We start from the raw sequence: 21,571 nt of genomic DNA, 5'->3' as shown, positions 1-21,571 counted from the left end.
TCACGTGCAAATGGTAACCTCTGCCGGTTCGTCCGTCCTTCTGCGACGTGATGTCGCACCAAAATGGAGCTTTACCTCAAAAAAACAGTCATGCGTGCGCATAAAGGCTGGAGGTGAGCAGTGGCTGGCGAACCATACTAATAATTGGGGGATACACAATGACCACGAGCATCACGGCGGACGGCATCTATGCCGGCCAGCCTGCGTTCCTGTCCAAGGAGCGCATCATCGCCAAGCCCGGTTTCAACCGTTGGCTGGTGCCACCGGCCGCGCTGGCCATCCACCTCTGCATCGGCATGGCCTATGGCTTCTCGGTGTTCTGGTTGCCACTGTCCAAAGCTCTGGGCGTGACCAAGGCGGTGACCTGTGCACCGGACATGAGCTTCATCTCGCAAGTGTTCTCGTCGCAATGCGACTGGCCGATCTCGATGCTCGGCTGGATCTACACCCTGTTCTTCATCTTCCTCGGCTGCTCGGCCGCGATCTGGGGTGGCTGGCTGGAACACGCCGGGCCGCGCAAGGCTGGCGTTGTGTCGGCACTGTGCTGGTGTGGTGGTCTGCTGATTTCGGCGCTGGGTGTGTATACGCACCAGATCTGGCTGATGTGGATCGGCTCCGGGGTCATTGGCGGTATCGGCCTGGGCCTGGGTTACATCTCGCCGGTCTCGACCCTGATCAAGTGGTTCCCGGACAAGCGCGGCATGGCGACCGGCATGGCGATCATGGGGTTCGGCGGTGGCGCGATGGTTGGTGCACCGCTGGCCGCAGCCTTGATGGGGCACTTCGCTTCGGCAGACAGCGTGGGCGTGTGGCAGAGCTTCCTGGTGATGGCCGCGATCTACTTCGTGTTCATGATCGGCGGCGCACTGTCCTACCGCGTACCACCAACCGGCTGGAAGCCTGAAGGCTGGACCGCTCCGGCGAAAAAAGCTTCGAACGCAATGATCACCCATCGTCACGTGCACGTGAATGTGGCGTGGAAAACCCCGCAATTCCGTCTGGTATGGCTGGTGCTGTGCCTGAACGTGTCCGCCGGTATCGGCATCCTCGGCATGGCTTCGCCGCTGTTGCAGGAAGTGTTCGCCGGCAAATTGCTCGGCACCGACCAGACGTTTGGTCAGCTCGACGCAGGCCAACTGGCCTCGATTGCCGCGATTGCTGCCGGCTTCACCGGTTTGCTGAGCCTGTTCAACATTGGTGGCCGATTCTTCTGGGCATCGTTCTCGGATTACCTGGGCCGCAAAAACACCTATTTCGTGTTCTTCGCCCTGGGTTTTGCGCTGTACGCGTTGATCCCGAACCTTGGTCACCTGGGCAACGTTGCGCTGTTCGTGGCGGCGTTCTGCATCATCCTGTCGATGTATGGCGGCGGTTTTGCGACGGTGCCGGCTTACCTGGCGGACCTGTTCGGTACACAAATGGTCGGTGCGATCCACGGTCGTCTGTTGACCGCCTGGGCGGCAGCGGGTGTGTTGGGGCCGGTGCTGGTGAACTACCTGCGTGAGTATCAGCTGAGCATCGGCGTTGAACGTGCCGCCGCTTACGACATCACGCTGTACATCCTCGCGGGCCTGCTGGTGCTGGGTTTCATCTGCAACCTGCTGGTGCGCCCGGTGGCCGACAAGTACTTCATGACCGACGCTGAACTGGCCGCCGAACAGGCGCTGGGCCACGACAAGGGGGCTGATGCCAGCACCTCGCTGGAGTGGAAGGCGGCGTCGGGCACCAAGCCGTTGGCGATTGCAGCGTGGCTGGTGGTGGGGATTCCGTTGGCGTGGGGTGTGTGGGTGACCCTGCAAAAAACTGCGGTGCTGTTCCACTAAGTAAACGGTAAACGCATTACCCCTGTGGGAGCGAGCCTGCTCGCGATGACGGAGTGTCAGTCAACATCTATGTGGCTGACACTCCGTCATCGCGAGCAGGCTCGCTCCCACATTTGTTTCCGGTATGGCCATGAAATCGGCTTGTACTGACATGTCTATCCTCGTCAGCACTGGGTCCAGTCCGTCAGCGATATCACGTATCGTGTTTCTGTTTCGGCCCCGCGCCCCTATAATGGCTGCCTTTTTCGCCCAATGATTTTGCGGAGCTGGTGATGGCCGAACGTAAGGCGTCAGTCGAGCGCGACACTCTGGAAACCCAGATCAAAGCCTCGATCAACCTGGATGGCACCGGAAAGGCCCGATTTGATATCGGTGTTCCTTTTCTTGAGCACATGCTGGACCAGATCGCCCGTCACGGGCTGATCGACCTGGATATCGTCAGCAAGGGCGACCTGCATATCGACGACCACCACACCGTGGAAGACGTCGGTATCACCTTGGGTCAGGCTTTCGCCAAAGCCATCGGCGACAAGAAAGGCATCCGTCGCTACGGCCACGCCTACGTGCCGCTCGATGAAGCGCTGTCGCGCGTGGTGATCGACTTCTCCGGCCGCCCTGGCCTGCAGATGCATGTTCCCTATACCCGCGCCACTGTTGGCGGTTTCGACGTTGACCTGTTCCAGGAATTCTTCCAGGGCTTCGTCAACCACGCGCTGGTCAGCCTGCACATCGACAACCTGCGTGGCACCAACACCCACCACCAGATCGAAACCGTGTTCAAGGCTTTCGGTCGCGCACTGCGCATGGCCGTAGAGCTCGATGACCGCATGGCCGGTCAGATGCCATCGACCAAAGGCGTTCTGTAATGCAGACGGTCGCGGTTATCGATTACGGCATGGGCAACCTGCACTCGGTGGCCAAGGCCCTCGAGCACGTCGGTGCCGGCAAGGTCTTGATCACCAGTGATGCCGACGTGATTCGCGAAGCCGACCGGGTGGTTTTCCCCGGCGTCGGTGCGATTCGCGATTGCATGGCGGAGATCCGTCGCCTGGGTTTCGACTCGTTGGTGCGTGAAGTCAGCCAGGACCGTCCGTTCCTCGGCATCTGCGTCGGCATGCAAGCCTTGCTCGACAGCAGTGAAGAGAACGACGGCGTCGACTGCATCGGCCTGTTCCCGGGCGCGGTGAAGTTCTTCGGCAAAGGCCTTGTTGAAGACGGCGAACACCTGAAAGTCCCGCACATGGGCTGGAACGAAGTGAAGCAGACGGTGAGTCACCCGCTGTGGCACAACATTCCGGACCTGGCGCGTTTCTACTTCGTGCACAGCTACTACATCGCTGCCGGTAACGCGCGGCAGGTGGTCGGTGGCGGTCACTACGGTGTCGATTTCGCTGCGGCGCTGGCCGATGGCTCGCGTTTCGCCGTGCAGTTCCACCCGGAGAAGAGCCATACCCATGGCCTGCAATTGCTGCAGAACTTCGCTGCGTGGGATGGTCGCTGGTAAATGGCCGTCAAGAAGAAGCCGCCGATCCTGACCCTCACTCCCGAGCAGGAGAACGAGGCCAATCACAAGATCAAGCGCTTCATGGAGGATCGCTTCGAACTGGACCTAGGTTCGTTCGAAGCGGCCGAAATCCTTGAGCTGTTTACCCGTGAAATTGCGCCGCACTATTACAACAGGGCGATTTTCGATGTGCAGACGCACCTTAAAGAAAGGTTCGAAAGCATCGAAAGCGACTTGTGGGCGCTCGAGAAAAACTGATTTCCGAGCGAAGCTGAACACTCGAATTTGAAGGTTTGCCAGATGCTGATTATTCCCGCTATCGATCTCAAGGACGGTGCCTGTGTTCGTCTGCGCCAGGGCCGCATGGAAGATTCCACGGTGTTCTCCGATGACCCGGTGAGCATGGCCGCCAAGTGGGTGGAGGGCGGTTGCCGTCGTCTGCATCTGGTCGACCTGAACGGTGCCTTCGAAGGTCAGCCGGTCAACGGCGAAGTGGTCACCGCCATCGCCAAGCGCTACCCGAACCTGCCGATCCAGATCGGCGGCGGTATCCGCTCGCTGGAAACCATCGAGCACTACGTCAAGGCGGGCGTGAGCTACGTGATCATCGGCACCAAAGCCGTGAAAGATCCGGCGTTCGTCGCCGAAGCCTGCCGCGCGTTCCCGGGCAAAGTGATCGTCGGCCTCGATGCCAAAGACGGTTTCGTCGCCACCGATGGCTGGGCTGAAATCAGCACCGTTCAGGTCATCGACCTGGCCAAGCAATTCGAAGCCGACGGCGTGTCTGCGATCGTTTATACCGACATCGCCAAAGACGGCATGATGCAGGGCTGCAACGTGCCGTTCACCGCTGCGCTGGCTGCGGCCACGAAGATCCCGGTTATTGCTTCCGGTGGCATCCACAACCTGGGTGACATCAAGTCGCTGCTCGACGCCAAGGCGCCGGGCATCATCGGCGCGATCACCGGCCGGGCGATCTATGAAGGCACCCTCGACGTCGCTGAAGCGCAAGCTTTCTGCGATTCGTACAAAGGCTGAGGACTGACCATGGCGCTGGCCAAACGCATCATCCCTTGCCTGGACGTGGATAACGGCCGGGTCGTCAAAGGTGTGAAGTTCGAAAACATCCGCGATGCCGGCGACCCGGTGGAAATCGCCCGTCGTTACGACGAGCAGGGTGCCGACGAGATTACTTTTCTCGACATCACCGCCAGCGTCGACGGTCGCGACACCACGCTGCATACCGTTGAGCGCATGGCCAGCCAGGTCTTTATTCCGCTGACCGTTGGCGGCGGCGTGCGCACCGTGCAGGACATTCGCAACCTGCTGAATGCCGGCGCAGACAAGGTGTCGATCAACACCGCCGCCGTGTTCAACCCGGAATTCGTGGGTGAGGCGGCGCAGCATTTCGGTTCGCAGTGCATCGTGGTTGCCATCGACGCGAAGAAGGTCTCCGGTCCGAGCGAAACCCCGCGCTGGGAAATCTTCACCCACGGCGGGCGCAAGCCGACCGGTCTCGACGCCGTCGAGTGGGCGAAGAAGATGGAAGGCCTGGGGGCCGGCGAAATCCTGCTGACCAGCATGGACCAGGACGGCATGAAAAACGGCTTCGACCTGGGCGTTACCCGTGCGATCAGCGATGCGCTGGGTATTCCAGTGATCGCCTCCGGCGGCGTCGGCAACCTGCAGCATTTGGCCGACGGCATTATCGAAGGTCACGCCAGCGCCGTTCTGGCCGCGAGTATTTTCCACTTCGGCGAATACACCGTGCAGGAAGCCAAGGCCTACATGGCCCATCGCGGCATCGTGATGCGCTAAACAAACGATACAGGCCAGTGGACATCATGGCGGGCTCAAGGCACTCTTGGGTACGCCATGGATCTCGGTAGCCAGACATGCTCAAACGCCTTCTTCTTGCCCTCGCCAGCGCTTCTCTATTGCAGATTAGTGGCGTGCACGCCGCCGAAAATCCCGACGCCGACCTGGTGCTGCTGACGGAAAACTTCCCGCCTTACAACATGGCCAAGAACGGCAAGAACTTCGCTCAGGACGAGAACATCAATGGCATCGCCGTGGACATTGTCCGCGAGATGTTCAAGCGTGCCGACGTAACCTACAGCCTGACCCTGCGTTTCCCTTGGGAGCGAATCTACAAACTCGCCCTGGAAAAACCCGGTTACGGTGTTTTTGTGATGGCGCGATTGCCGGACCGCGAGAAGCTCTTCAAGTGGGTCGGCCCGATCGGTCCGGATGACTGGATCATGCTGGCCAAGGCGGACAGCAAGATCAGCCTGGAAACGCTGGAAGACGCGCGCAAATACAAGATCGGTGCGTACAAGGGCGATGCGATTGCCGAGACGCTGGCCAAGCAAGGGTTGAAGCCGATTGTCGTGCTGCGGGATCAGGACAACGCGAAGAAGCTGACCAGCGGCCAGATCGACTTGTGGGCCACGGGCGACCCGGCCGGGCGTTACCTGGCGCGTCAGGACGGTGTCACCGGGCTCAAGACCGTGTTGCGCTTCAACAGTGCGGAGTTGTATTTGGCGCTGAACAAAGACGTGCCGGATGAAACCGTCGCCAAGCTGCAAGCCGCGCTGGATCAGCTGCGCAAGGAAGGCGTGGTGGACGAGATCATGGGGCGGTATCTCTAACCGTCCAGCCAATCCTTTTAGGAGCCGGCTTGCCGGCGATGGCGGCAGTGAAATCGATACATGATTCGAGGCCGCCATCGCCGGCAAGCCGACTCCTACAGTGGTTCCGTTGATTAGCGGTACACGCCGTCCTTGCCGTGCGCAGTCGTTGCGCGGTTACTGCGCACGCTGATCATCAACTTGATATCAATCCAGTCAATGCCCTGAGCTTTCAGCTTCGGCAATTCGCGCTCCAGCACTGCCAGCGTCTGCGGATACGGATGCCCGATCATCACCGCCGAACCCTGCTTGTGTGCCAGATTGATCGCGGTCTGTAGCTGGGTGAAGATCGCCGCTTCCGTTCGTTCATCATCCAGAAACACATCCCGCGAAACACTCGCCAACCCGATCTTCTGCGCTTCGGCCGCTGCCACGGTTTGCGCGCTGGTGCGGCTGTCGACGAAGAACTTGTGCCTCCGCTGTAGTTCCGCCATCAACCAGGCCATGGCGGGTTGCTGTGCGGTCATGCGACTGCCCATGTGGTTGTTGATGCCGCTTGTGTACGGGACCATTTTGAACGCCGCGTCGAGGCGCTTCTCCAGCTCTTCGATGGGCAGCTCGGGATGCCAGGCGAACGGTCCCGTGGCGGGGTCCATCGGCATGTGCAGGATGACGATTTTTCCGGCGCGATGAGCTTCGCGGGCGAATTCGGTGGCGTGGGGTGTGTCGGGCATGATCGCCGTGGTCACCGGGCCGGGCAGGGCCAGCACGCGGCGATCCCGGGGCAGGTTCTGCCCCAGGTCATCGATGATCAGGCTGATGTAGGCTTTTTGAGGGGCGGGCGCCGCGTGAGCAACACCCGCCAGACAGCACAGCAGACCGAGAACCAACCGCAGGCGCATCTCAGCGGCCGGAAGTGATGCTCAACCCTTTGAGCAGGCTCAGGGCCTGGGCCAACTGGTAATCATCGTCCTGCGGCATTGCCTTGGCCTTGGCGCTGGAGCCGGTCGGTTTGTCGGCGCCGCCGTTGCCATTGCCCAGGTGACCTTGCAGATCGGCTTCCTTGAAGTATTCGCCGTCCTGCTCGCTGGTGATCTTGGCCTTGCGCACTTCGATGTCCGGGACGATGCCCTGAGCCTGGATCGAGCGGCCGTTCGGCGTGTAATACAGCGCCGTGGTGATCTTCAGCGCGCGATCGTTGTTCAGCGGCAGCACGGTTTGCACCGAGCCCTTGCCGAAACTGGTGGTGCCCATGACCACCGCGCGTTTCTGGTCTTGCAAGGCACCGGCCACAATTTCCGAGGCCGAGGCGCTGCCGCCGTTGATCAGCGCAACCATCGGCACCGCTTCGCTTTCGTCTTTGCCGGTGGCGGAGAAGCGCAACTCGGAGTTGGCGATGCGGCCCTTGGTGTAAACGATCAGGCCTTTGGTGATGAAGTGGTCGACCACTTCCACCGCTGCCTGCAGCACGCCGCCCGGGTTGTTGCGCAGGTCGAGGATGATGCCTTTGAGCTTCTTGCCGTTGTCCTTGCGCAACTTGGCCAGGGCCTTGGAGACTTCTTCGCCGGTCTTGACCTGGAACTGGGTGATGCGGATGTAGCCGTAGCCGGACTCCAGCAACTGGCTCTTCACGCTCTTCACCTGAATGATGGCGCGGGACAGGGTCACGTCGAACGGCGTGCCGCCATCGCGAACCAGGGTCAGGGTGATTTTCTGGCCGATCTTGCCGCGCATCTTGTCGACGGCTTCGGTCATGCTCTGGCCGCGAGTCGGCTGGCCGTTGATCTTGACGATGAAGTCGCCGGCCTGAATGCCGGCCTTCGAGGCGGGCGTGTCATCGATAGGCGAAACCACCTTGATGAAACCGTCTTCGGCGCCGACTTCGATGCCCAGGCCACCGAATTCGCCGCTGGTGCTTTCCTGCAACTCAGCGAAGTCTTCCGGGCCCAGGTAGGCGGAGTGCGGGTCGAGGTTGCTGAGCATGCCCTTGATGGCGTTTTCCAGCAGGGTCTTGTCGTCCACCGGTTCGACATAGGCTGCCTTGATCCGGTCCATGACCTCGGCAAAGGTGCGCAACTCTTCCAGCGGCAACGGCGCCTTGGTAGTCGCAGCAGTGCCCGCAGGCGCGACCGCCGGAGCCGGTTGAGCAGCGAACGCCAGAGGCGCGCCGATCACCAGGGCGATCGTCAGGGCCAGCGAGGTAAGACGGGACAAATGCAGCATGTCGAACGAACTCCTAATGTAGGTGACTCAACGCCTATCCTTGCGCGCGGCACCATTGCGCCGGATCACTCGGGTGACCCTGCTGACGAATTGCGAAATACAGTGCTGGAGTGTCCTGCCCGCCGCTGTTACCGACAGTGGAGATGGACTCACCGGCTTTCACCACGTCACCCGCAGACTTGAGCAGCGTCTGGTTGTGACCGTAAAGACTCAAAAAACCGTTGCCGTGGTCAAGGATCACCAGCAAGCCGGCACCGCGCAGCCAATCGGCAAACACCACGCGGCCACCGTGCACGGCATGCACCTGGCTGCCGGCGGAGGCGCTGATCATCACGCCGTCCCACTTGGTGCGGGCGTCGTCGCCACGGGTTTCGCCAAAGCGTGCCAGCAGTCGACCATCAACCGGCCATGGAAGTTTTCCCCGGCTGGAAGCAAATGGGCCGCCAAACGTCTCGCCTGAGCTTGAAACCAAGGCGCCGGGTGTCGATTTAACGGGTTTGCGTGGGGCGTCAGTGGCGTCTGCATCTGCTGCCGCCTGAGCCTCACGTAAACGCTTTTTTTCGGCTTCCTGCTGGGCAATCAGCGCTTTTTGCCGCGCTTCTTCTGCCTCACGAGCCTGGCGGGCCAGGGTTTCTTCGATGGTTTTAAGGACTTTAGACAGGTCTGCCTGATCTTGCTCGCGGGCGGCCAGTTTCTGATCGCGAGCCTTTACGTCATCGCTGAGCTTGGCGAGGACTTGCTGGCGTTCCTGACGGACTTTGTCGAGTTCATCGCGCTGGCTGTCGAGGCTGCTCTTTTGCACCAGCAACTGCGCTTGTTGCAGGGCGATGTCTTTTTCGACGTTGGCCAGTTGGCGCAAGGTTTCGTTGAAACTCTTCAACTGCTCCAGGCGGGCCTGGCTCAGGTAATCGTAATAGGTGAGGGTGCGGGCGAATTTTTCCGGATTCTGCTGGTTGAGCAGCAGCTTCAAATACTCCTGACGGCCGTTCTGATAGGCCGCGCGGGCCTGAATGGCGATCAGTCTTTGCTGTTCAATGCGCGCGCTCTGGAGTTTTTTTTTCTCACCATCGAGACGCTGCAGCTCGGATTCGCTTTTCTTCAGCTCTTTTTGCAGGGCTTCGACCTGCTTCTCGAGCTTGCCCATCTCGGTCTCGGTGCCCTTGAGGTCTTTCTGCACCCCGGATTTTTCTTCCTGGAGCTTGCCCAGCAGTTTTTTCAGCTCGGCGATGTCCTGACGCGTGGCGTCCAACTGTTGTTGGGTTTGCGCGCGCTCGTCAGCAAAGGCCGGTTGGAGCAGGCAAGTCAGGGCAAGGGCTATCAGGACGCGAAGCATAGAGGCGGGCGACACCAGGGAAAGGGACGGCCTAGTATGCCCGCCCCACGCTGCAAAAAAAACGCCCAATTGGGGCTGTGTGATAACCGGCCCGAAAAACCACGCAAACCCACTGTAGGAGCGAGCCTGCTCGCGATAGGGCCTTAACATTCAACATAGATGTCGACGGTCAGATAGCTATCGCGAGCAAGCTTGCTCCTACAGGGTTTGGCGGTGTTTGAGCTACCGGGTTACACCAGGATCGAAGTCCCGGTCATTTCAGCCGGTTTTTCCAGGCCCAACAGCTTCAGCATGGTCGGCGCCACATCCGCCAGCACGCCGCCTTCACGCACCTTCAGGTCACGCTTGCCGACATAAATGAACGGCACCGGCTCGGTGGTGTGCGCGGTATGCGCCTGGCCGGTGGTTTCGTCGGACATCTGCTCGACGTTGCCGTGGTCAGCCGTGATCAGCGCTTCGCCACCGACTTTGTCCAGCGCATCGACGATGCGGCCGACGCACAGGTCCAGGCATTCCACGGCTTTCACCGCTGCTTCGAACACGCCGCTGTGGCCGACCATGTCGCCGTTGGCGTAGTTGACCACGATCACGTCGTAACGCTGGTTTTCGATGGCATCGACGATGCGGTCGGTGACTTCCGGCGCGCTCATTTCCGGCTGCAAGTCATAAGTGGCGACTTTCGGCGACGGGATCAGGATGCGTTCTTCGCCCGGGAACGGTTCTTCACGGCCGCCGGAGAAGAAGAAGGTCACGTGGGCATACTTCTCGGTTTCGGCGATGCGCAGCTGCGTCTTGCCGTTTTTCGCCAGGAAGTCGCCGAGCACGTTGTCCAGGCTGCCGGCGGCGAAGGCCGATGGCGCGGGGATGCTGGCGGCGTATTGGGTGAGCATGACGAAACCGGCCAGTTTTGGCTGGCGCGCACGTTCGAAATCCTTGAAACCGTCTTCGACGAACACGCGGGTCAGCTCGCGGGCGCGGTCGGCGCGGAAGTTCATGAACACTACGGCGTCGCCGTCTTCGACTTTAACCGGCTCGCCGATGGAGGTGGCTTTGACGAATTCGTCGCTCTCGCCACGCTCGTACGCGGCTTGCAGGCCTTCCTGGGCGGTGGCGGCGTTGAATTCGCCATTGCCATCGACGATCAGGTTGTAAGCCTGGGACACGCGGTCCCAACGGTTGTCGCGGTCCATGGCGAAGTAACGGCCAATGATGCTGGCGATCCGGCCTTTGCCGAGGGCCTGGAAGGTCGCGTCGAGCAGCTCGATCGACGACTGGGCGCTTTTCGGCGGCGTGTCGCGGCCATCGAGGAAGGCGTGCAGGTAGATTTTTTCCGCGCCGCGTTTGGCAGCCAGTTCGGCCATGGCAACCAGGTGATCCTGGTGGCTGTGAACGCCGCCATCGGACAGCAGGCCCATGAAGTGCACGGCTTTTCCGGCGGCAACGGCTTTATCCACAGCCGCGCAGATGGTCGGGTTCTCGAAGAACTCGCCGTCGCGGATCGATTTGGTCACGCGAGTAAAGTCTTGATACACAACGCGGCCGGCACCGAGGTTCATGTGGCCGACTTCGGAGTTGCCCATCTGGCCATCCGGCAGGCCGACGTCCATGCCACTGCCCGAGATCAGACCGTTCGGCACGGTGGCCCACAGACGGTCCAGTACGGGCTTCTTCGCCGCATAGATGGCGTTGGATTCAGGGCTCTCACTGTGACCGAAGCCGTCGAGAATAATCAGGACCAAAGGTTTAGGCGTGGTAGTCATGGATTCCACTCGTGGCTGAGTTAAAAGAGGGCAATGGAAAAGGGAGTGGCAGTTTAAAGCGAAGTTCCGACGGCGTCACCGCCGGACGGGGTTTGGCCCACCATAGTGGCTGTGTATACTGGCCGACATTTTAACGCCCTGGAACCTCCTTCGATGGTTGCTCACCTGATTGAATTTGCCACTAACCACTATCTGCTCGTCGGTATCTTCGTGGTACTGCTGGCGTTGCTGATCGCCTATCAGATGCAAGGCGGCGGCCGCAGCCTGAGCACCGGTGAACTGACCGGCCTGGTCAACAAGGACGCGGGCGTTGTGATCGACATTCGTCCGGTCAAGGATTTCGCCGCCGGTCATATTGTTGGCGCGTTGAACATTCCTCACGACAAACTGGCCGCTCGCGTGGCCGAACTGGAAAAGCACAAGGCCAAGACCATCATCCTGGTCGACGCCATGGGCCAGACCGCCGGCACTCACGCTCGCGAACTGATGAAGTCCGGCTTCACCGCCGCCAAGCTGTCCGGCGGTATTTCCAGCTGGAAAGGCGACAACCTGCCGCTGGTGAAGTGATATGAGCAACGTCGTCGTCTATTCCAGCGATTACTGCCCTTACTGCTCGCGAGCCAAGTACCTGCTCGAGAACAAAGGCGTGGCCTTCGAAGAGATCAAGGTCGATGGCAAGCCGCAGGTGCGCGCCGCCATGGCCCAGAAGGCCGGGCGCACGTCCGTGCCGCAGATCTGGATCGGTGAGCGCCACGTTGGCGGTTGTGATGATTTGTTTGCCCTTGAGCGCGCCGGCAAGCTCGACGCCATGCTCAAGGCCTGAATGCCTTCCCTATAAGACCCCAAGATCAGAAAGGATCTGAGATGACTGACCAACAGAACACTGCAGCTAGCGAAGAAGAAACCGCACCGCAATTCTCCTTGCAGCGCATCTACGTACGTGACTTGTCGTTCGAAGCCCCGAAAAGCCCGGCGATCTTCCGCCAGCAGTGGGAACCAAGCGTCGGTCTGGATCTGAACACCCGCCAGAAGGCACTGGAAGGCGACTTCCACGAAGTCGTGCTGACCCTGTCCGTGACCGTGAAAAACGGTGAAGAAGTAGCGTTCATCGCTGAAGTGCAGCAGGCCGGGATCTTCCTGATCAAGAACCTGGACGACGCTTCGATGAGCCACACCCTCGGTGCGTTCTGCCCGAACATCCTGTTCCCGTACGCTCGCGAAACCCTGGACAGCCTGGTGACCCGCGGTTCGTTCCCGGCCCTGATGCTGGCTCCGGTGAACTTCGACGCGCTGTACGCACAAGAACTGCAACGCATGCAGGCGGCTGGCGAGACTCCGACCGTTCAATAAGCTGCGCAGCGACACCCGTGTGGGAGTGAGCCTGCTCGCGATGGCGGTGTGTCAGATGACATCAATGTCAGCTGACACACCGCCATCGCGAGCAGGCTCACTCCCACATTTGTTATGGGGTGTTATTTGAAGTCGTTCTGCCGCCACGCTTCGTAGACGGCAACCGCCACAGTGTTCGACAGGTTCAGGCTGCGACAGCCTTCGCGCATCGGCAAACGCAGGCGTTGTTCGCCGGGCAGGGCATCCAGCACTTCCGCCGGCAAGCCTCGGCTTTCCGGGCCGAACAGAAAGGCATCGCCCTCGGCGAAGCTCGCGTCGTGGAACGGCCGCGAACCCTTGGTGGTAAACGCGAACACCCTTGGATGACCAAGGCTCTCCAGGCAACTGGCGAGGTCCGCATGGCGTTGCAGGGTGGCATACTCGTGGTAATCGAGGCCGGCCCGGCGCAGGCGCTTGTCGTCCATCTCGAAGCCCAGCGGTTCGATCAAATGCAGGTGGCAGCCACTATTGGCGCACAGCCTGATAACGTTGCCGGTATTCGGCGGAATTTCTGGTTGAAAAAGGATGACGTGAAACATGCACGGCTCCGAAGGTAAAGATGACGGGCATTCTACGCCGCAAGCGGATCCCCGTTCGAAACTATTCCCGCGCGTGATGGGTTCGCTGGCGATTGTCGGGGTAATGGTGGGGCTGATGATCGGTCGCCTGACCACGCCCGACCCCAGTGAATTGCAGCAGATCGAGGTGACGAACGACGGCCTGGTAGTGTGGTTCAACAACGAACCCAAGTCCCACGGCGAGTTTATCGACGGCAGCCTGGCGTTGCTGTTCGAGGCGGAGGGCAAGACGCAGAAAGGTCAGCTCAAGCTCAACGACAAGAACGTGAACTGGCGGGTGCGATTGAGTGATGGGGGGTTGTTGCTGTCGGTGGTGGCGGCCCGGCCACTGCAGGGCGAGTGGGCCGGTAGCGAGGTCGATGATCGCTGGCGGCTGGAGATCCATCTCCGAGAGCAATAAAAGAGGGAATCCCCGGCCTGCCTGTACCAAGGTTCCCAAAACGGCAGGGCTCGCGCATTGCGTCGTGAGCCCGGTGTAAAGAAGGAACCCCTGACCTGCCTGTATCAAGGGCCCCAAAACTGTTTGGGCTCGTCGCAAGTGCGGTGTGAGCCCGATGTAAAGAGGGGAATCCCCGGCCTGCCTGTACCAAGGTCCCCGAAACCGGGTAGTGAACTGAATCACTGAATGGACTATTGCAGGGGGCGTGCCAGGTTTTAACAGCTTGAAACAATCACACGCTCTGAAACGCCGAAAGCCCCGTAATACGGGGCTTTCGTGTTTTTTCGCCAGGGGTTCGATTGTGAACGCAGGCGGGATTTTGGATCAGTTGGCGTGCGCGATTGCGGTTCACGGTGCATTCAGGCGGTGCACCGTGGCCCCAAAAGCTTCGCGGGCAAGCCTCGCTCCTACAGGATTTTTACGAACCTGTAGGAGTGAGGCTTGCCCGCGAATGGATCTATGCAACGATGATGATCTAAAGGCTAATTAACCCTCATCCCCCTCATCATCATCCCCACCATCCACCTTCATCCCCAGTTCCTTGATCTTGCGCGTCAGGGTATTACGCCCCCAGCCCAGCAAAACCGCTGCATCACGACGACGACCAGCGGTGTGCTTGAGCGCAGTCTCGATCATGATCCGCTCAAACGCCGGCACCGCGCTGTCGAGCAGGCTCGACTGACCGCGAGCCAACGCCTGATCGGCCCACTGGCGCAACGCTTGCTCCCAGTTGGTCACCGGCGCCGAATCCTGCGGCAGGCTCAGCAGCTCTGGCGGCAGGTCGCTGATGTGCACTTCGCGACCCGAAGCCATCACCGTGATCCAGCGGCAGGTGTTCTCCAGCTGACGGACGTTGCCGCCCCACGGCAGGTTCTTCAGGTATTCCTCGGTTTCGCTTTTCAACAGCTTCGGCTCGACCGCCAGTTCTTGCGCGGCGCGGCTGAGGAAGTGCTTGGCGAGGGTCGGGATGTCTTCGCGACGGTCCGACAACCGTGGAATATGAATGCGGATCACGTTCAGACGGTGGAACAAGTCTTCACGGAATTTCCCGGCGTGCACCAGGGTTTCCAGGTTCTGGTGGGTCGCGGCGATGATCCGCACGTCGACTTTGACCGGCACGTGGCCGCCGACGCGGTAGAACTCGCCGTCTGCCAGCACGCGCAGCAAACGGGTCTGCGTGTCCGCCGGCATGTCGCCGATTTCATCAAGGAACAGTGTGCCGCCATCCGCCTGTTCGAATCGTCCGCGACGCAGGTTGGCCGCACCGGTGAACGCGCCTTTTTCATGGCCGAACAGCTCGGACTCCATCAGGTCTTTCGGGATGGCCGCCATGTTCAGCGCAATGAATGGCGAAGCCGCCCGTGGACTGTGACGGTGCAGGGCGTGGGCGACCAGTTCTTTACCCGTACCCGATTCACCGTTGATCAGCACGGTAATGTTGGAGTGGCTCAAGCGCCCGATGGCGCGAAACACTTCCTGCATCGCCGGCGCTTCGCCGATGATTTCCGGGGTGCGGGTCAGGGCGACCGGGACTTCCAGGCCTTGCTGTTCCTGGGCGTGCTGGTTGGCGCGCTTGACCAGGGACACCGCTTCGTCGACATCGAACGGCTTGGGCAGGTATTCGAACGCGCCGCCCTGATAGGACGCGACAGCGCTGTCCAGATCGGAGTGCGCAGTCATGATGATCACTGGCAGCCGTGGGTGTTGCTCGCGAATCCGCGCCAGAAGGTCCAGACCGCTGGCACCCGGCATGCGAATGTCGGAGATGATCACGTCCGGCTGCTGGCGCGCCAGGCGGCTCATCACGCCATCGGCGCTGTCGAAGCTTTGCGTGGTCATGCCTTCCTGCTGCAAGGCTTTTTCCAGGACCCAACGGATAGAACGGTCGTCATCGACGATCCACACGGTTTCACTACGGCTCATGTCGATGTGGCTCCTTGTTCCAGTGGCAGAAAGATCGAGAAGGTGGTGTGGCCTGGATGGCTGTCACATTCGATCAGGCCCTGGTGCTGGCTGATGATGTTCTGGGTAATGGCCAGGCCGAGCCCGGTACCGTCCGGGCGCCCGCTGACCATGGGAAAGAAGATGGTTTCCTGAAGTTCCGCAGGAATGCCGGGGCCGTTGTCGATGATTTCGATCTTGGTCACCAGGCGATGGCGCACGTGGCCGATGGTGAACTGGCGCATGGCGCGGGTGCGCAGGCTGATGCGGCCCAGGCGCAGCTCGTTCTGGCTGCTGATGGCCTGCATTGCGTTGCGCACGATATTCAGGACGGCCTGAATCATCTGTTCGCGGTCGATCAACACGTCGGGAATGCTTGGGTCGTAATCGCGCACCAATGTGATGCAGCCCTGGCTTTCCGCCTCGACCAAGTGGCAGACGCGTTCCAGCACTTCGTGGACGTTGCACATGGCCAGCGATGGCAACTTGTTGGAGCCGAGCATGCGATCGACCAGGTTTCGCAGGCGGTCGGCTTCTTCAATGATGACGTTGGTGTAGTCGCGCAGGCTTTCTTCCGGCAGCTCGCGGGCGAGCAACTGGGCCGCACCGCGAATCCCGCCGAGCGGATTTTTGATCTCGTGAGCGAGGCCGCGCACCAGCATCTTGCTGGTTTCCTGCTTCGATAGCTGCGCCTCTTCCTTGGTGATCCGCAGCAAGCGGTCACGCGGGTGGACTTCCAGCAGCAGCATGGTGGCGCCGTTGGCCAGGATCGGTGTCACCGCGTAATCGACGGTCAGCGTCTGGCCGGTCAGGGCGGTGAGCATCGCTTCGCGTTTGGTGAACGGATGCGCCTGCTCGACTGCCTGGCGCAGGGAATTCAGGGCTTCGGTGGATTCGGTGAACAACTCACTGATGAACTGCCCATGGCTGCGCTGGCCGCTGATGGCCAGCAGCATCTCCGCCGCCGGGTTCATGTACTCGAGGCGCAGTTCGGCGTCGAGCAGGATGGTGGCGGTGGTCAGGTTGTCGAGCAGCAATCGATGCAGTGCGTCGCTAATGGTCATCAGGACCTCTTTTGGAGCAGGGCATGCGCGTGGATAACGCGCCGATATGAGGAAAATGCAAAAACCAAACCAAGGCTCCGAAAAGAAGCGTTAAAGGCCTGAAACGGGCGTTTGACGCTCGTTTGCGTGGCGTTCTGCCAGCTTTTGCGGGTACTTTCGAACCAAAATGGGTTGATATTTGGGTACGGTGCAACCTATCGCACCAATATAGTGCGCAAAGCTGAACGAGGTTAGAAGAAACGCAGGAAGGGGTTTTTTGGCTCGATGGGTTTGTCCTTGAGCGGACATTCCGGTCGTTGGCCGTAGTCGGTCAACGTGCAGGGTTTGACCTGGCGTTTTTGTGCGAGGGAAATGCGCAGCATATGGAAGGGTTGATTGGCGGTGCGCTCGATGATGCGGCCGTGTTCGTCGAGGATTTCCACGGACAGGTTGTGGCTGCCGCGATCGATGTTGCTCAAGGCGAACACCGGGCTCGGGCCAGGTTCAGCGGTGGGCTGCCCGTCCAGCAACAAGCGGTAGCGATGACCCCGTTGCAGGCCGGGCTCGCTGGTGATGCTGACGATCAGCTCGCCGGCACTGCTGCGGATTGTGGCGTCGGGCTCGGGAACCAGCACCCGGAGCATGTCATAGCGGAACATCGGCCTGGCTTCGGTTTTTTTCTCTGCGATCACCGGTGCCGCGCCGGTCGGGTTGGCGGACATGCGGTTGCTCGTCGCCAGCGGCACACGTTTGGCGTTGCCGGAGCCAGGCTGGTCGGTGAAGACCCGATTGCCCTGTGTGTCGATGTAAGTGAAGACTTCGGCCGATGCGGACAGCGCGATCAGGCAGGCGGCCAGCAGCCATAACCTCACGGCTTGTGCACCCGTTGAACCGTGAAGGTCACGGTCGGACTCTGCTGCACGATGTCTTCCCCGTCGATCACCTGCACCGCGAGGGCGTGGGTGCCGCGATCAATGTTGACCAGTTGCAGGATCGGCACGTTGCTCGGCTGGCCGTAAGGCTGGTCGTCCAGCAGCAGCCTGAAAAGATGCGGGCCTTGCAAGCGCGGTTTGATCAGCACGTTGACGGTGAAGGTGCCGTTGTTGGCCCGCAGCGCTTCGGTGGTGGGCAGGTTGGTCAGCTCCAGCACCTCGTAGGCACTGCGAGGTTGTTCGCGGCTGGTGGCTTCGGCGGGTGGGGCAGGAGGCGCCTGGCGCTCGACGCTGTTGAGCGGCGGCAGTTCGACCGGCTGAGCCTTCACACCGTCGGGTGGTTGATTGCTGTAGGCAGTGTTGCCGGCGGCGTCGGTGTACTTATAAATCTGCGCGGCGGCGGGCAGGGCGATCAACAGCAGGATGAACAGAAAACCACGACCCATAAAATCAACCAGAAACGAACGCGTTGGGTTGCAGCATAGGTCAGGGTTGGTGATTGACCCAAGTTGTAAACATTTGGGCATGATTTCCTGCAATACATCAGGCGACGCAAGTCCCTGTGGGAGCGAGCCTGCTCGCGAAAGCGGTGCGTCATTCAAAATCAATGTTGGATGTGACGACCCCTTCGCGAGCAGGCTCGCTCCCACAGAAAAGCGGGGCCATCCGCGGAATCGCGGGCACAAAAAAGGCCTCCCGAAGGAGGCCTCTTTTTTGTCACGCCGCTTGCGCAGGCGCTACCGGATCAGCAGCTGTAGTACAGCTCGTATTCCAGTGGGTGTACGAAGGTACGTACCTTGATTTCTTCTTCGCTTTTCAGAGCGATGTAAGCGTCGATGAAGTCATCGGAGAACACGCCGCCTTTGGTCAGGAACGCACGACCTTTGTCCAGCTCTTCCAGGGCTTCTTTCAGGCTGCCGCAAACTTGTGGGATCTCTTTCGCCTCTTCAGGCGGCAGGTCGTACAGGTTTTTGTCAGCTGCATCGCCAGGGTGGATCTTGTTCTGGATACCGTCCAGGCCAGCCATCATCAGTGCTGCGAAGCACAGGTACGGGTTGGCAGCTGGATCCGGGAAGCGCGCTTCAATACGGCGGCCTTTCGGGCTCGACACGTAAGGAATACGGATCGAAGCGGAGCGGTTACGGGCCGAGTAGGCCAGCATCACTGGAGCTTCGAAGCCTGGAACCAGACGCTTGTAGGAGTTGGTCGCCGGGTTGGTGAAGCCGTTCAGGGCCTTACCGTGTTTGATGATGCCGCCGATGAAGTACAGAGCGGTATCGGACAGACCGGCATAGCCTTCGCCTGCGAAGGTGTTCTTGCCGTCTTTCCAGATGGACATGTGCACGTGCATGCCCGAGCCGTTGTCGCCGTACAGAGGCTTAGGCATGAAGGTAGCGGTGCGGCCGTAGGCATCGGCCACGTTGTGCACGACGTACTTCAGGGTTTGGGTTTCGTCGGCTTTCTTCACCAGGGTGTTGAACTTGACGCCGATTTCGTTCTGGCCGGCAGTTGCCACTTCGTGGTGGTGAACTTCGACGGTCAGGCCCATTTCTTCCAGTGCGTTGCACATGGAGGTACGGATTTCGTGGTCGTGGTCGAACGGCGGAACCGGGAAGTAACCACCTTTGACGCCTGGACGGTGGCCTTTGTTGCCGCCTTCCACGTCCTGGTCGGACATCCACGAGCCTTGTTCAGAGTAGATCTTGAACATGGAGCCGGAGATGTCGGACTTGAACTTCACTTGGTCGAAGATGAAGAACTCTGGCTCCGGACCGGCATACACAGTGTCGCCGATGGCGGTGGATTTGAGGTATTCCTCTGCGCGCTTGGCGATCGCACGTGGGTCGCGATCGTAGCCTTGCATGCTCGAAGGTTCGATGATGTCGCAGACCAGGATCAAGGTCGGCTCTTCGGTGAACGGGTCCAGTACGGCAGTGCTGTCGTCCGGCAGCAGGATCATGTCGGAGGCTTCGATGCCTTTCCAGCCAGCGATGGAGGAACCGTCGAACATCTTGCCGACTTCGAAGAAGTCTTCATCCAGCGCGTCGCGAGCCGGCATGGTCACGTGGTGCTGGGTGCCTTTGGTGTCCGTGAAGCGCAGATCAATCCACTTGACGTCATGATCTTTGATGAGTTGAACCGACTTCGACATAGTGTCCTCCGGGTGGCTTCGGGCTTAGTAGTGGATGCCCTTAGAATGTGGGTGATGCCGGCGCGAATACTCTGCCAAGGCAACCTGCCTCACAAGGGAGCAAATTGCATGCCAGTGCCCCACCATGGGTTTTTTGCCCCAATATCACGCTTATAAAGGTGTAAAGCGCATTAATGGGGAAAATCCCGCCCTACAATGTGGCGCTAAAATCAATAAATGACCTGTTTTGGTGCGCGCAAAACCTTCTGCACATTAACTGGTTAAACCTTGAGCAATTTCCGCTATAATCCGCGCCCCCCTTTTTCGGCAGGCCTCGCGCGCGCTGTTTCCATGAAATTAATCGTAAAAGTCTTCCCAGAGATCACCATCAAGAGCCGCCCGGTACGGATGCGTTTCATCCGCCAGTTGGCCAAGAACATCCGTGCCGTGCTCCGCGATCTGGATCCGGCTGTGGTGGTGAACGGCGTGTGGGACAACCTCGAGCTGGAAACCCGCGTCAGCGATCCCAAGGCTCTGAAGGAGATGGGCGAGCGTCTGAGCTGCATGCCGGGCGTCGCGCACTTCCTGCAAATCGATGAGTACCCGCTGGGTGATTTCGACGACATCGTTGAAAAATGCAAGCAGCACTACGGTGATGCGCTGGCCGGCAAGATTTTCTCGGTGCGTTGCAAACGCGCCGGCAAGCACCCATTCAGCTCGATAGATATTGAGAAATACGTCGGCAGCCAGTTGCGCCGCCAGTGCGGTGCCGCCGGGATCGACCTGAAAAAACCTGAAATCGAAGTCCGAATCGAAGTTCGCGACCAACGGTTGTTCGTGATCCACAGTCAGCACAACGGCATCGGCGGTTATCCGCTGGGTGCACTGGAGCAGACACTTGTGCTGATGTCCGGCGGCTTCGACTCCACTGTGGCGGCCTACCAGATCATGCGTCGCGGCCTGATGGCCCACTTCTGCTTCTTCAATCTGGGCGGAAGGGCTCACGAACTGGGCGTGATGGAAGTCGCGCACTTCATCTGGAAGAAGTACGGAAGCTCCCAACGCGTGTTATTTGTCAGTGTGCCGTTCGAGGAAGTACTGGGAGAAATTCTCGGTAAAGTCGATAACAGTCATATGGGCGTAGTATTGAAGCGTATGATGTTGCGCGCTGCGACCCAAATTGCCGATCGACTGCAAATCGAAGCACTGGTGACCGGGGAAGCGATCTCCCAGGTGTCGAGCCAGACATTGCCGAATCTGAACGTGATCGACTGCGTGACCGAGAAGCTGGTGCTGCGCCCGCTGATCGCCAGTCACAAGCAGGACATCATCGATCTGGCCAACGAAATCGGTACCGCCGATTTCGCCCGGCACATGCCGGAGTATTGCGGGGTCATTTCAGTCAACCCGAAGACGGCTGCCAAGCGCCACCGGGTGGAGCATGAAGAGAAAGAATTCGACATGGCAGTCCTTGAGCGTGCGCTCGAGAACGCCAAACTGGTGCCGATCGATCGCGTGATCGACGAATTGGGCCAGGATTTGCAGATCGAAGAAGTCAGCGAAGCACTGGCGGGCCAGATCATCATCGACATCCGTCACCCGGATGCCGCTGAAGACGAGCCGCTGGAACTCGGTGGCATTGAGGTACAGACGATGCCGTTTTATGCATTGAACGCTCGTTTCAAGGAACTGGACCCTACTCGCCAGTACCTGCTGTATTGCGACAAAGGCGTGATGAGTCGCCTGCATGCCCACCATTTGCTCAGTGAGGGGCATGCCAATGTGCGCGTTTATCGACCGAGCTAAGAGCCCGGGGCTGTTTGCCTGTGGCCTGCGTCATCGGCC

22 protein-coding genes are annotated in these 21,571 nt (G+C 59.9%); 12 read left to right on the top strand and 10 right to left on the bottom strand.

The window, feature by feature from the left end:
• Positions 1 to 158 precede the first annotated feature (158 nt).
• The 7 genes from IB246_RS09845 to IB246_RS09815 all read left to right on the top strand — a co-directional run bounded on the left by IB246_RS09845 (position 159) and on the right by IB246_RS09815 (position 5,978).
• The gene (locus IB246_RS09845) at positions 159 to 1,823 is read left to right on the top strand and encodes an OFA family MFS transporter (protein ID WP_008024938.1); all 1,665 of its coding nucleotides are present in this window, start codon (positions 159 to 161) and stop codon (positions 1,821 to 1,823) included.
• Between the two features lie 272 nt (positions 1,824 to 2,095).
• Positions 2,096 to 2,689, top strand: a complete 594-nt coding sequence (gene hisB / locus IB246_RS09840; RefSeq protein WP_003218037.1) for an imidazoleglycerol-phosphate dehydratase HisB — start codon at positions 2,096 to 2,098, stop codon at positions 2,687 to 2,689.
• A complete protein-coding gene (hisH, locus tag IB246_RS09835) occupies positions 2,689 to 3,327 on the top strand; it encodes an imidazole glycerol phosphate synthase subunit HisH (protein ID WP_008024932.1) in 639 nt (212 codons plus the stop codon). Before hisB ends, hisH begins: the two co-directional genes overlap by 1 nt.
• Positions 3,328 to 3,585, top strand: a complete 258-nt coding sequence (locus tag IB246_RS09830) for a DUF2164 domain-containing protein (protein ID WP_008024930.1) — start codon at positions 3,328 to 3,330, stop codon at positions 3,583 to 3,585.
• A 42-nt stretch (positions 3,586 to 3,627) separates the two neighbouring features.
• Complete coding sequence (hisA, locus tag IB246_RS09825; RefSeq protein ID WP_008041005.1) at positions 3,628 to 4,365, top strand: 1-(5-phosphoribosyl)-5-[(5-phosphoribosylamino)methylideneamino]imidazole-4-carboxamide isomerase; 738 nt, start codon at positions 3,628 to 3,630, stop codon at positions 4,363 to 4,365.
• A gap of 9 nt (positions 4,366 to 4,374) precedes the next feature.
• Positions 4,375 to 5,145 carry an imidazole glycerol phosphate synthase subunit HisF gene (hisF, locus tag IB246_RS09820; protein ID WP_008041004.1) on the top strand — a complete coding sequence of 257 codons (771 nt, stop codon included), beginning with the start codon at positions 4,375 to 4,377 and terminating at the stop codon, positions 5,143 to 5,145.
• 77 nt (positions 5,146 to 5,222) lie between these two features.
• A complete protein-coding gene (locus IB246_RS09815; RefSeq protein ID WP_008041003.1) occupies positions 5,223 to 5,978 on the top strand; it encodes a substrate-binding periplasmic protein in 756 nt (251 codons plus the stop codon).
• Between the two features lie 113 nt (positions 5,979 to 6,091).
• Here IB246_RS09815 and IB246_RS09810 read toward each other — a convergent pair whose 3' ends face one another.
• From IB246_RS09810 to gpmI, 4 genes are all read right to left on the bottom strand, one after another.
• The gene (locus tag IB246_RS09810) at positions 6,092 to 6,859 is read right to left on the bottom strand and encodes a divergent polysaccharide deacetylase family protein (RefSeq protein ID WP_008041001.1); all 768 of its coding nucleotides are present in this window, start codon (positions 6,857 to 6,859) and stop codon (positions 6,092 to 6,094) included.
• 1 nt (position 6,860) lies between these two features.
• Complete coding sequence (locus IB246_RS09805) at positions 6,861 to 8,180, bottom strand: S41 family peptidase (RefSeq protein WP_008024923.1); 1,320 nt, start codon at positions 8,178 to 8,180, stop codon at positions 6,861 to 6,863.
• Between the two features lie 34 nt (positions 8,181 to 8,214).
• Entirely contained in the window at positions 8,215 to 9,513 is a 1,299-nt protein-coding gene (locus tag IB246_RS09800; protein WP_008024921.1) for a murein hydrolase activator EnvC family protein, read from the bottom strand.
• A gap of 230 nt (positions 9,514 to 9,743) precedes the next feature.
• A complete protein-coding gene (gpmI, locus tag IB246_RS09795; protein WP_008040999.1) occupies positions 9,744 to 11,273 on the bottom strand; it encodes a 2,3-bisphosphoglycerate-independent phosphoglycerate mutase in 1,530 nt (509 codons plus the stop codon).
• A gap of 153 nt (positions 11,274 to 11,426) precedes the next feature.
• Here gpmI and IB246_RS09790 point away from each other — a divergent pair, with 153 nt between their 5' ends.
• From IB246_RS09790 to secB, 3 genes are read left to right on the top strand one after another with little or no spacing between them, the layout of a single operon-like run.
• Positions 11,427 to 11,840 (top strand): rhodanese-like domain-containing protein, encoded by a 414-nt coding sequence (locus IB246_RS09790; protein ID WP_008024918.1) that lies wholly within the window; start codon positions 11,427 to 11,429, stop codon positions 11,838 to 11,840.
• 1 nt (position 11,841) lies between these two features.
• Positions 11,842 to 12,096, top strand: coding sequence for a glutaredoxin 3 (grxC, locus tag IB246_RS09785; protein ID WP_008024917.1), 255 nt, complete (start codon positions 11,842 to 11,844; stop codon positions 12,094 to 12,096).
• Positions 12,097 to 12,137: 41 nt separating this feature from the next.
• Entirely contained in the window at positions 12,138 to 12,623 is a 486-nt protein-coding gene (secB, locus tag IB246_RS09780; protein ID WP_007897410.1) for a protein-export chaperone SecB, read from the top strand.
• A gap of 122 nt (positions 12,624 to 12,745) precedes the next feature.
• On the opposite strand, the gene trmL is transcribed toward secB, so the two are convergent.
• The gene (gene trmL / locus IB246_RS09775) at positions 12,746 to 13,201 is read right to left on the bottom strand and encodes a tRNA (uridine(34)/cytosine(34)/5-carboxymethylaminomethyluridine(34)-2'-O)-methyltransferase TrmL (protein ID WP_008040998.1); all 456 of its coding nucleotides are present in this window, start codon (positions 13,199 to 13,201) and stop codon (positions 12,746 to 12,748) included.
• Between trmL and IB246_RS09770 the strand changes: the two genes are divergently transcribed.
• Positions 13,200 to 13,640: a hypothetical protein gene (locus tag IB246_RS09770; protein ID WP_032828573.1), complete on the top strand. Its 441-nt coding sequence runs from the start codon at positions 13,200 to 13,202 to the stop codon at positions 13,638 to 13,640. The genes trmL and IB246_RS09770 overlap by 2 nt on opposite strands.
• Positions 13,641 to 14,165: 525 nt before the next feature.
• On the opposite strand, the gene ntrC is transcribed toward IB246_RS09770, so the two are convergent.
• The 5 genes from ntrC to glnA all read right to left on the bottom strand — a co-directional run bounded on the left by ntrC (position 14,166) and on the right by glnA (position 19,747).
• Positions 14,166 to 15,602 (bottom strand): nitrogen regulation protein NR(I), encoded by a 1,437-nt coding sequence (gene ntrC, locus IB246_RS09765; protein ID WP_008024910.1) that lies wholly within the window; start codon positions 15,600 to 15,602, stop codon positions 14,166 to 14,168.
• Positions 15,599 to 16,684, bottom strand: coding sequence for a nitrogen regulation protein NR(II) (glnL, locus tag IB246_RS09760; protein ID WP_008024908.1), 1,086 nt, complete (start codon positions 16,682 to 16,684; stop codon positions 15,599 to 15,601). Before glnL ends, ntrC begins: the two co-directional genes overlap by 4 nt.
• 230 nt (positions 16,685 to 16,914) lie before the next feature.
• Entirely contained in the window at positions 16,915 to 17,535 is a 621-nt protein-coding gene (locus IB246_RS09755) for a DUF4124 domain-containing protein (protein ID WP_008040997.1), read from the bottom strand.
• Entirely contained in the window at positions 17,532 to 18,041 is a 510-nt protein-coding gene (locus IB246_RS09750; RefSeq protein WP_192230021.1) for a DUF4124 domain-containing protein, read from the bottom strand. Before IB246_RS09750 ends, IB246_RS09755 begins: the two co-directional genes overlap by 4 nt.
• A gap of 299 nt (positions 18,042 to 18,340) precedes the next feature.
• Positions 18,341 to 19,747, bottom strand: coding sequence for a type I glutamate--ammonia ligase (gene glnA, locus IB246_RS09745; protein WP_008028021.1), 1,407 nt, complete (start codon positions 19,745 to 19,747; stop codon positions 18,341 to 18,343).
• A 330-nt stretch (positions 19,748 to 20,077) separates the two neighbouring features.
• Between glnA and thiI the strand changes: the two genes are divergently transcribed.
• Complete coding sequence (gene thiI / locus IB246_RS09740; RefSeq protein ID WP_008040995.1) at positions 20,078 to 21,532, top strand: tRNA uracil 4-sulfurtransferase ThiI; 1,455 nt, start codon at positions 20,078 to 20,080, stop codon at positions 21,530 to 21,532.
• The last annotated feature ends 39 nt before the right edge of the window (positions 21,533 to 21,571 follow it).

Origin of the sequence: Pseudomonas sp. PDM01 (genome assembly GCF_014852325.1) — a bacterium.
Lineage (GTDB): Bacteria > Pseudomonadota > Gammaproteobacteria > Pseudomonadales > Pseudomonadaceae > Aquipseudomonas > Aquipseudomonas migulae.
Note: the sequence above shows the minus strand (reverse complement) of the source record. Positions and strands in the feature narration are given on the sequence as shown.

Bases quoted from the DNA above. Each gene is read 5' to 3' on its own strand.
- thiI (WP_008040995.1), top strand. From the start codon at position 20,078: ATGAAATTAATCGTAAAAGTCTTCCCAGAGATCACCATCAAGAGCCGC.
- hisA (WP_008041005.1), top strand. From the start codon at position 3,628: ATGCTGATTATTCCCGCTATCGATCTCAAGGACGGTGCCTGTGTTCGT.
- IB246_RS09750 (WP_192230021.1), bottom strand. From the start codon at position 18,041: ATGGGTCGTGGTTTTCTGTTCATCCTGCTGTTGATCGCCCTGCCCGCC.
- IB246_RS09830 (WP_008024930.1), top strand. From the start codon at position 3,328: ATGGCCGTCAAGAAGAAGCCGCCGATCCTGACCCTCACTCCCGAGCAG.
- hisH (WP_008024932.1), top strand. From the start codon at position 2,689: ATGCAGACGGTCGCGGTTATCGATTACGGCATGGGCAACCTGCACTCG.
- IB246_RS09800 (WP_008024921.1), bottom strand. From the start codon at position 9,513: ATGCTTCGCGTCCTGATAGCCCTTGCCCTGACTTGCCTGCTCCAACCG.
- glnA (WP_008028021.1), bottom strand. From the start codon at position 19,747: ATGTCGAAGTCGGTTCAACTCATCAAAGATCATGACGTCAAGTGGATT.
- glnL (WP_008024908.1), bottom strand. From the start codon at position 16,684: ATGACCATTAGCGACGCACTGCATCGATTGCTGCTCGACAACCTGACC.
- trmL (WP_008040998.1), bottom strand. From the start codon at position 13,201: ATGTTTCACGTCATCCTTTTTCAACCAGAAATTCCGCCGAATACCGGC.
- grxC (WP_008024917.1), top strand. From the start codon at position 11,842: ATGAGCAACGTCGTCGTCTATTCCAGCGATTACTGCCCTTACTGCTCG.
- ntrC (WP_008024910.1), bottom strand. From the start codon at position 15,602: ATGAGCCGTAGTGAAACCGTGTGGATCGTCGATGACGACCGTTCTATC.
- IB246_RS09815 (WP_008041003.1), top strand. From the start codon at position 5,223: ATGCTCAAACGCCTTCTTCTTGCCCTCGCCAGCGCTTCTCTATTGCAG.
- IB246_RS09770 (WP_032828573.1), top strand. From the start codon at position 13,200: ATGCACGGCTCCGAAGGTAAAGATGACGGGCATTCTACGCCGCAAGCG.
- secB (WP_007897410.1), top strand. From the start codon at position 12,138: ATGACTGACCAACAGAACACTGCAGCTAGCGAAGAAGAAACCGCACCG.
- IB246_RS09810 (WP_008041001.1), bottom strand. From the start codon at position 6,859: ATGCGCCTGCGGTTGGTTCTCGGTCTGCTGTGCTGTCTGGCGGGTGTT.
- IB246_RS09805 (WP_008024923.1), bottom strand. From the start codon at position 8,180: ATGCTGCATTTGTCCCGTCTTACCTCGCTGGCCCTGACGATCGCCCTG.
- IB246_RS09790 (WP_008024918.1), top strand. From the start codon at position 11,427: ATGGTTGCTCACCTGATTGAATTTGCCACTAACCACTATCTGCTCGTC.
- hisB (WP_003218037.1), top strand. From the start codon at position 2,096: ATGGCCGAACGTAAGGCGTCAGTCGAGCGCGACACTCTGGAAACCCAG.
- gpmI (WP_008040999.1), bottom strand. From the start codon at position 11,273: ATGACTACCACGCCTAAACCTTTGGTCCTGATTATTCTCGACGGCTTC.
- IB246_RS09845 (WP_008024938.1), top strand. From the start codon at position 159: ATGACCACGAGCATCACGGCGGACGGCATCTATGCCGGCCAGCCTGCG.
- hisF (WP_008041004.1), top strand. From the start codon at position 4,375: ATGGCGCTGGCCAAACGCATCATCCCTTGCCTGGACGTGGATAACGGC.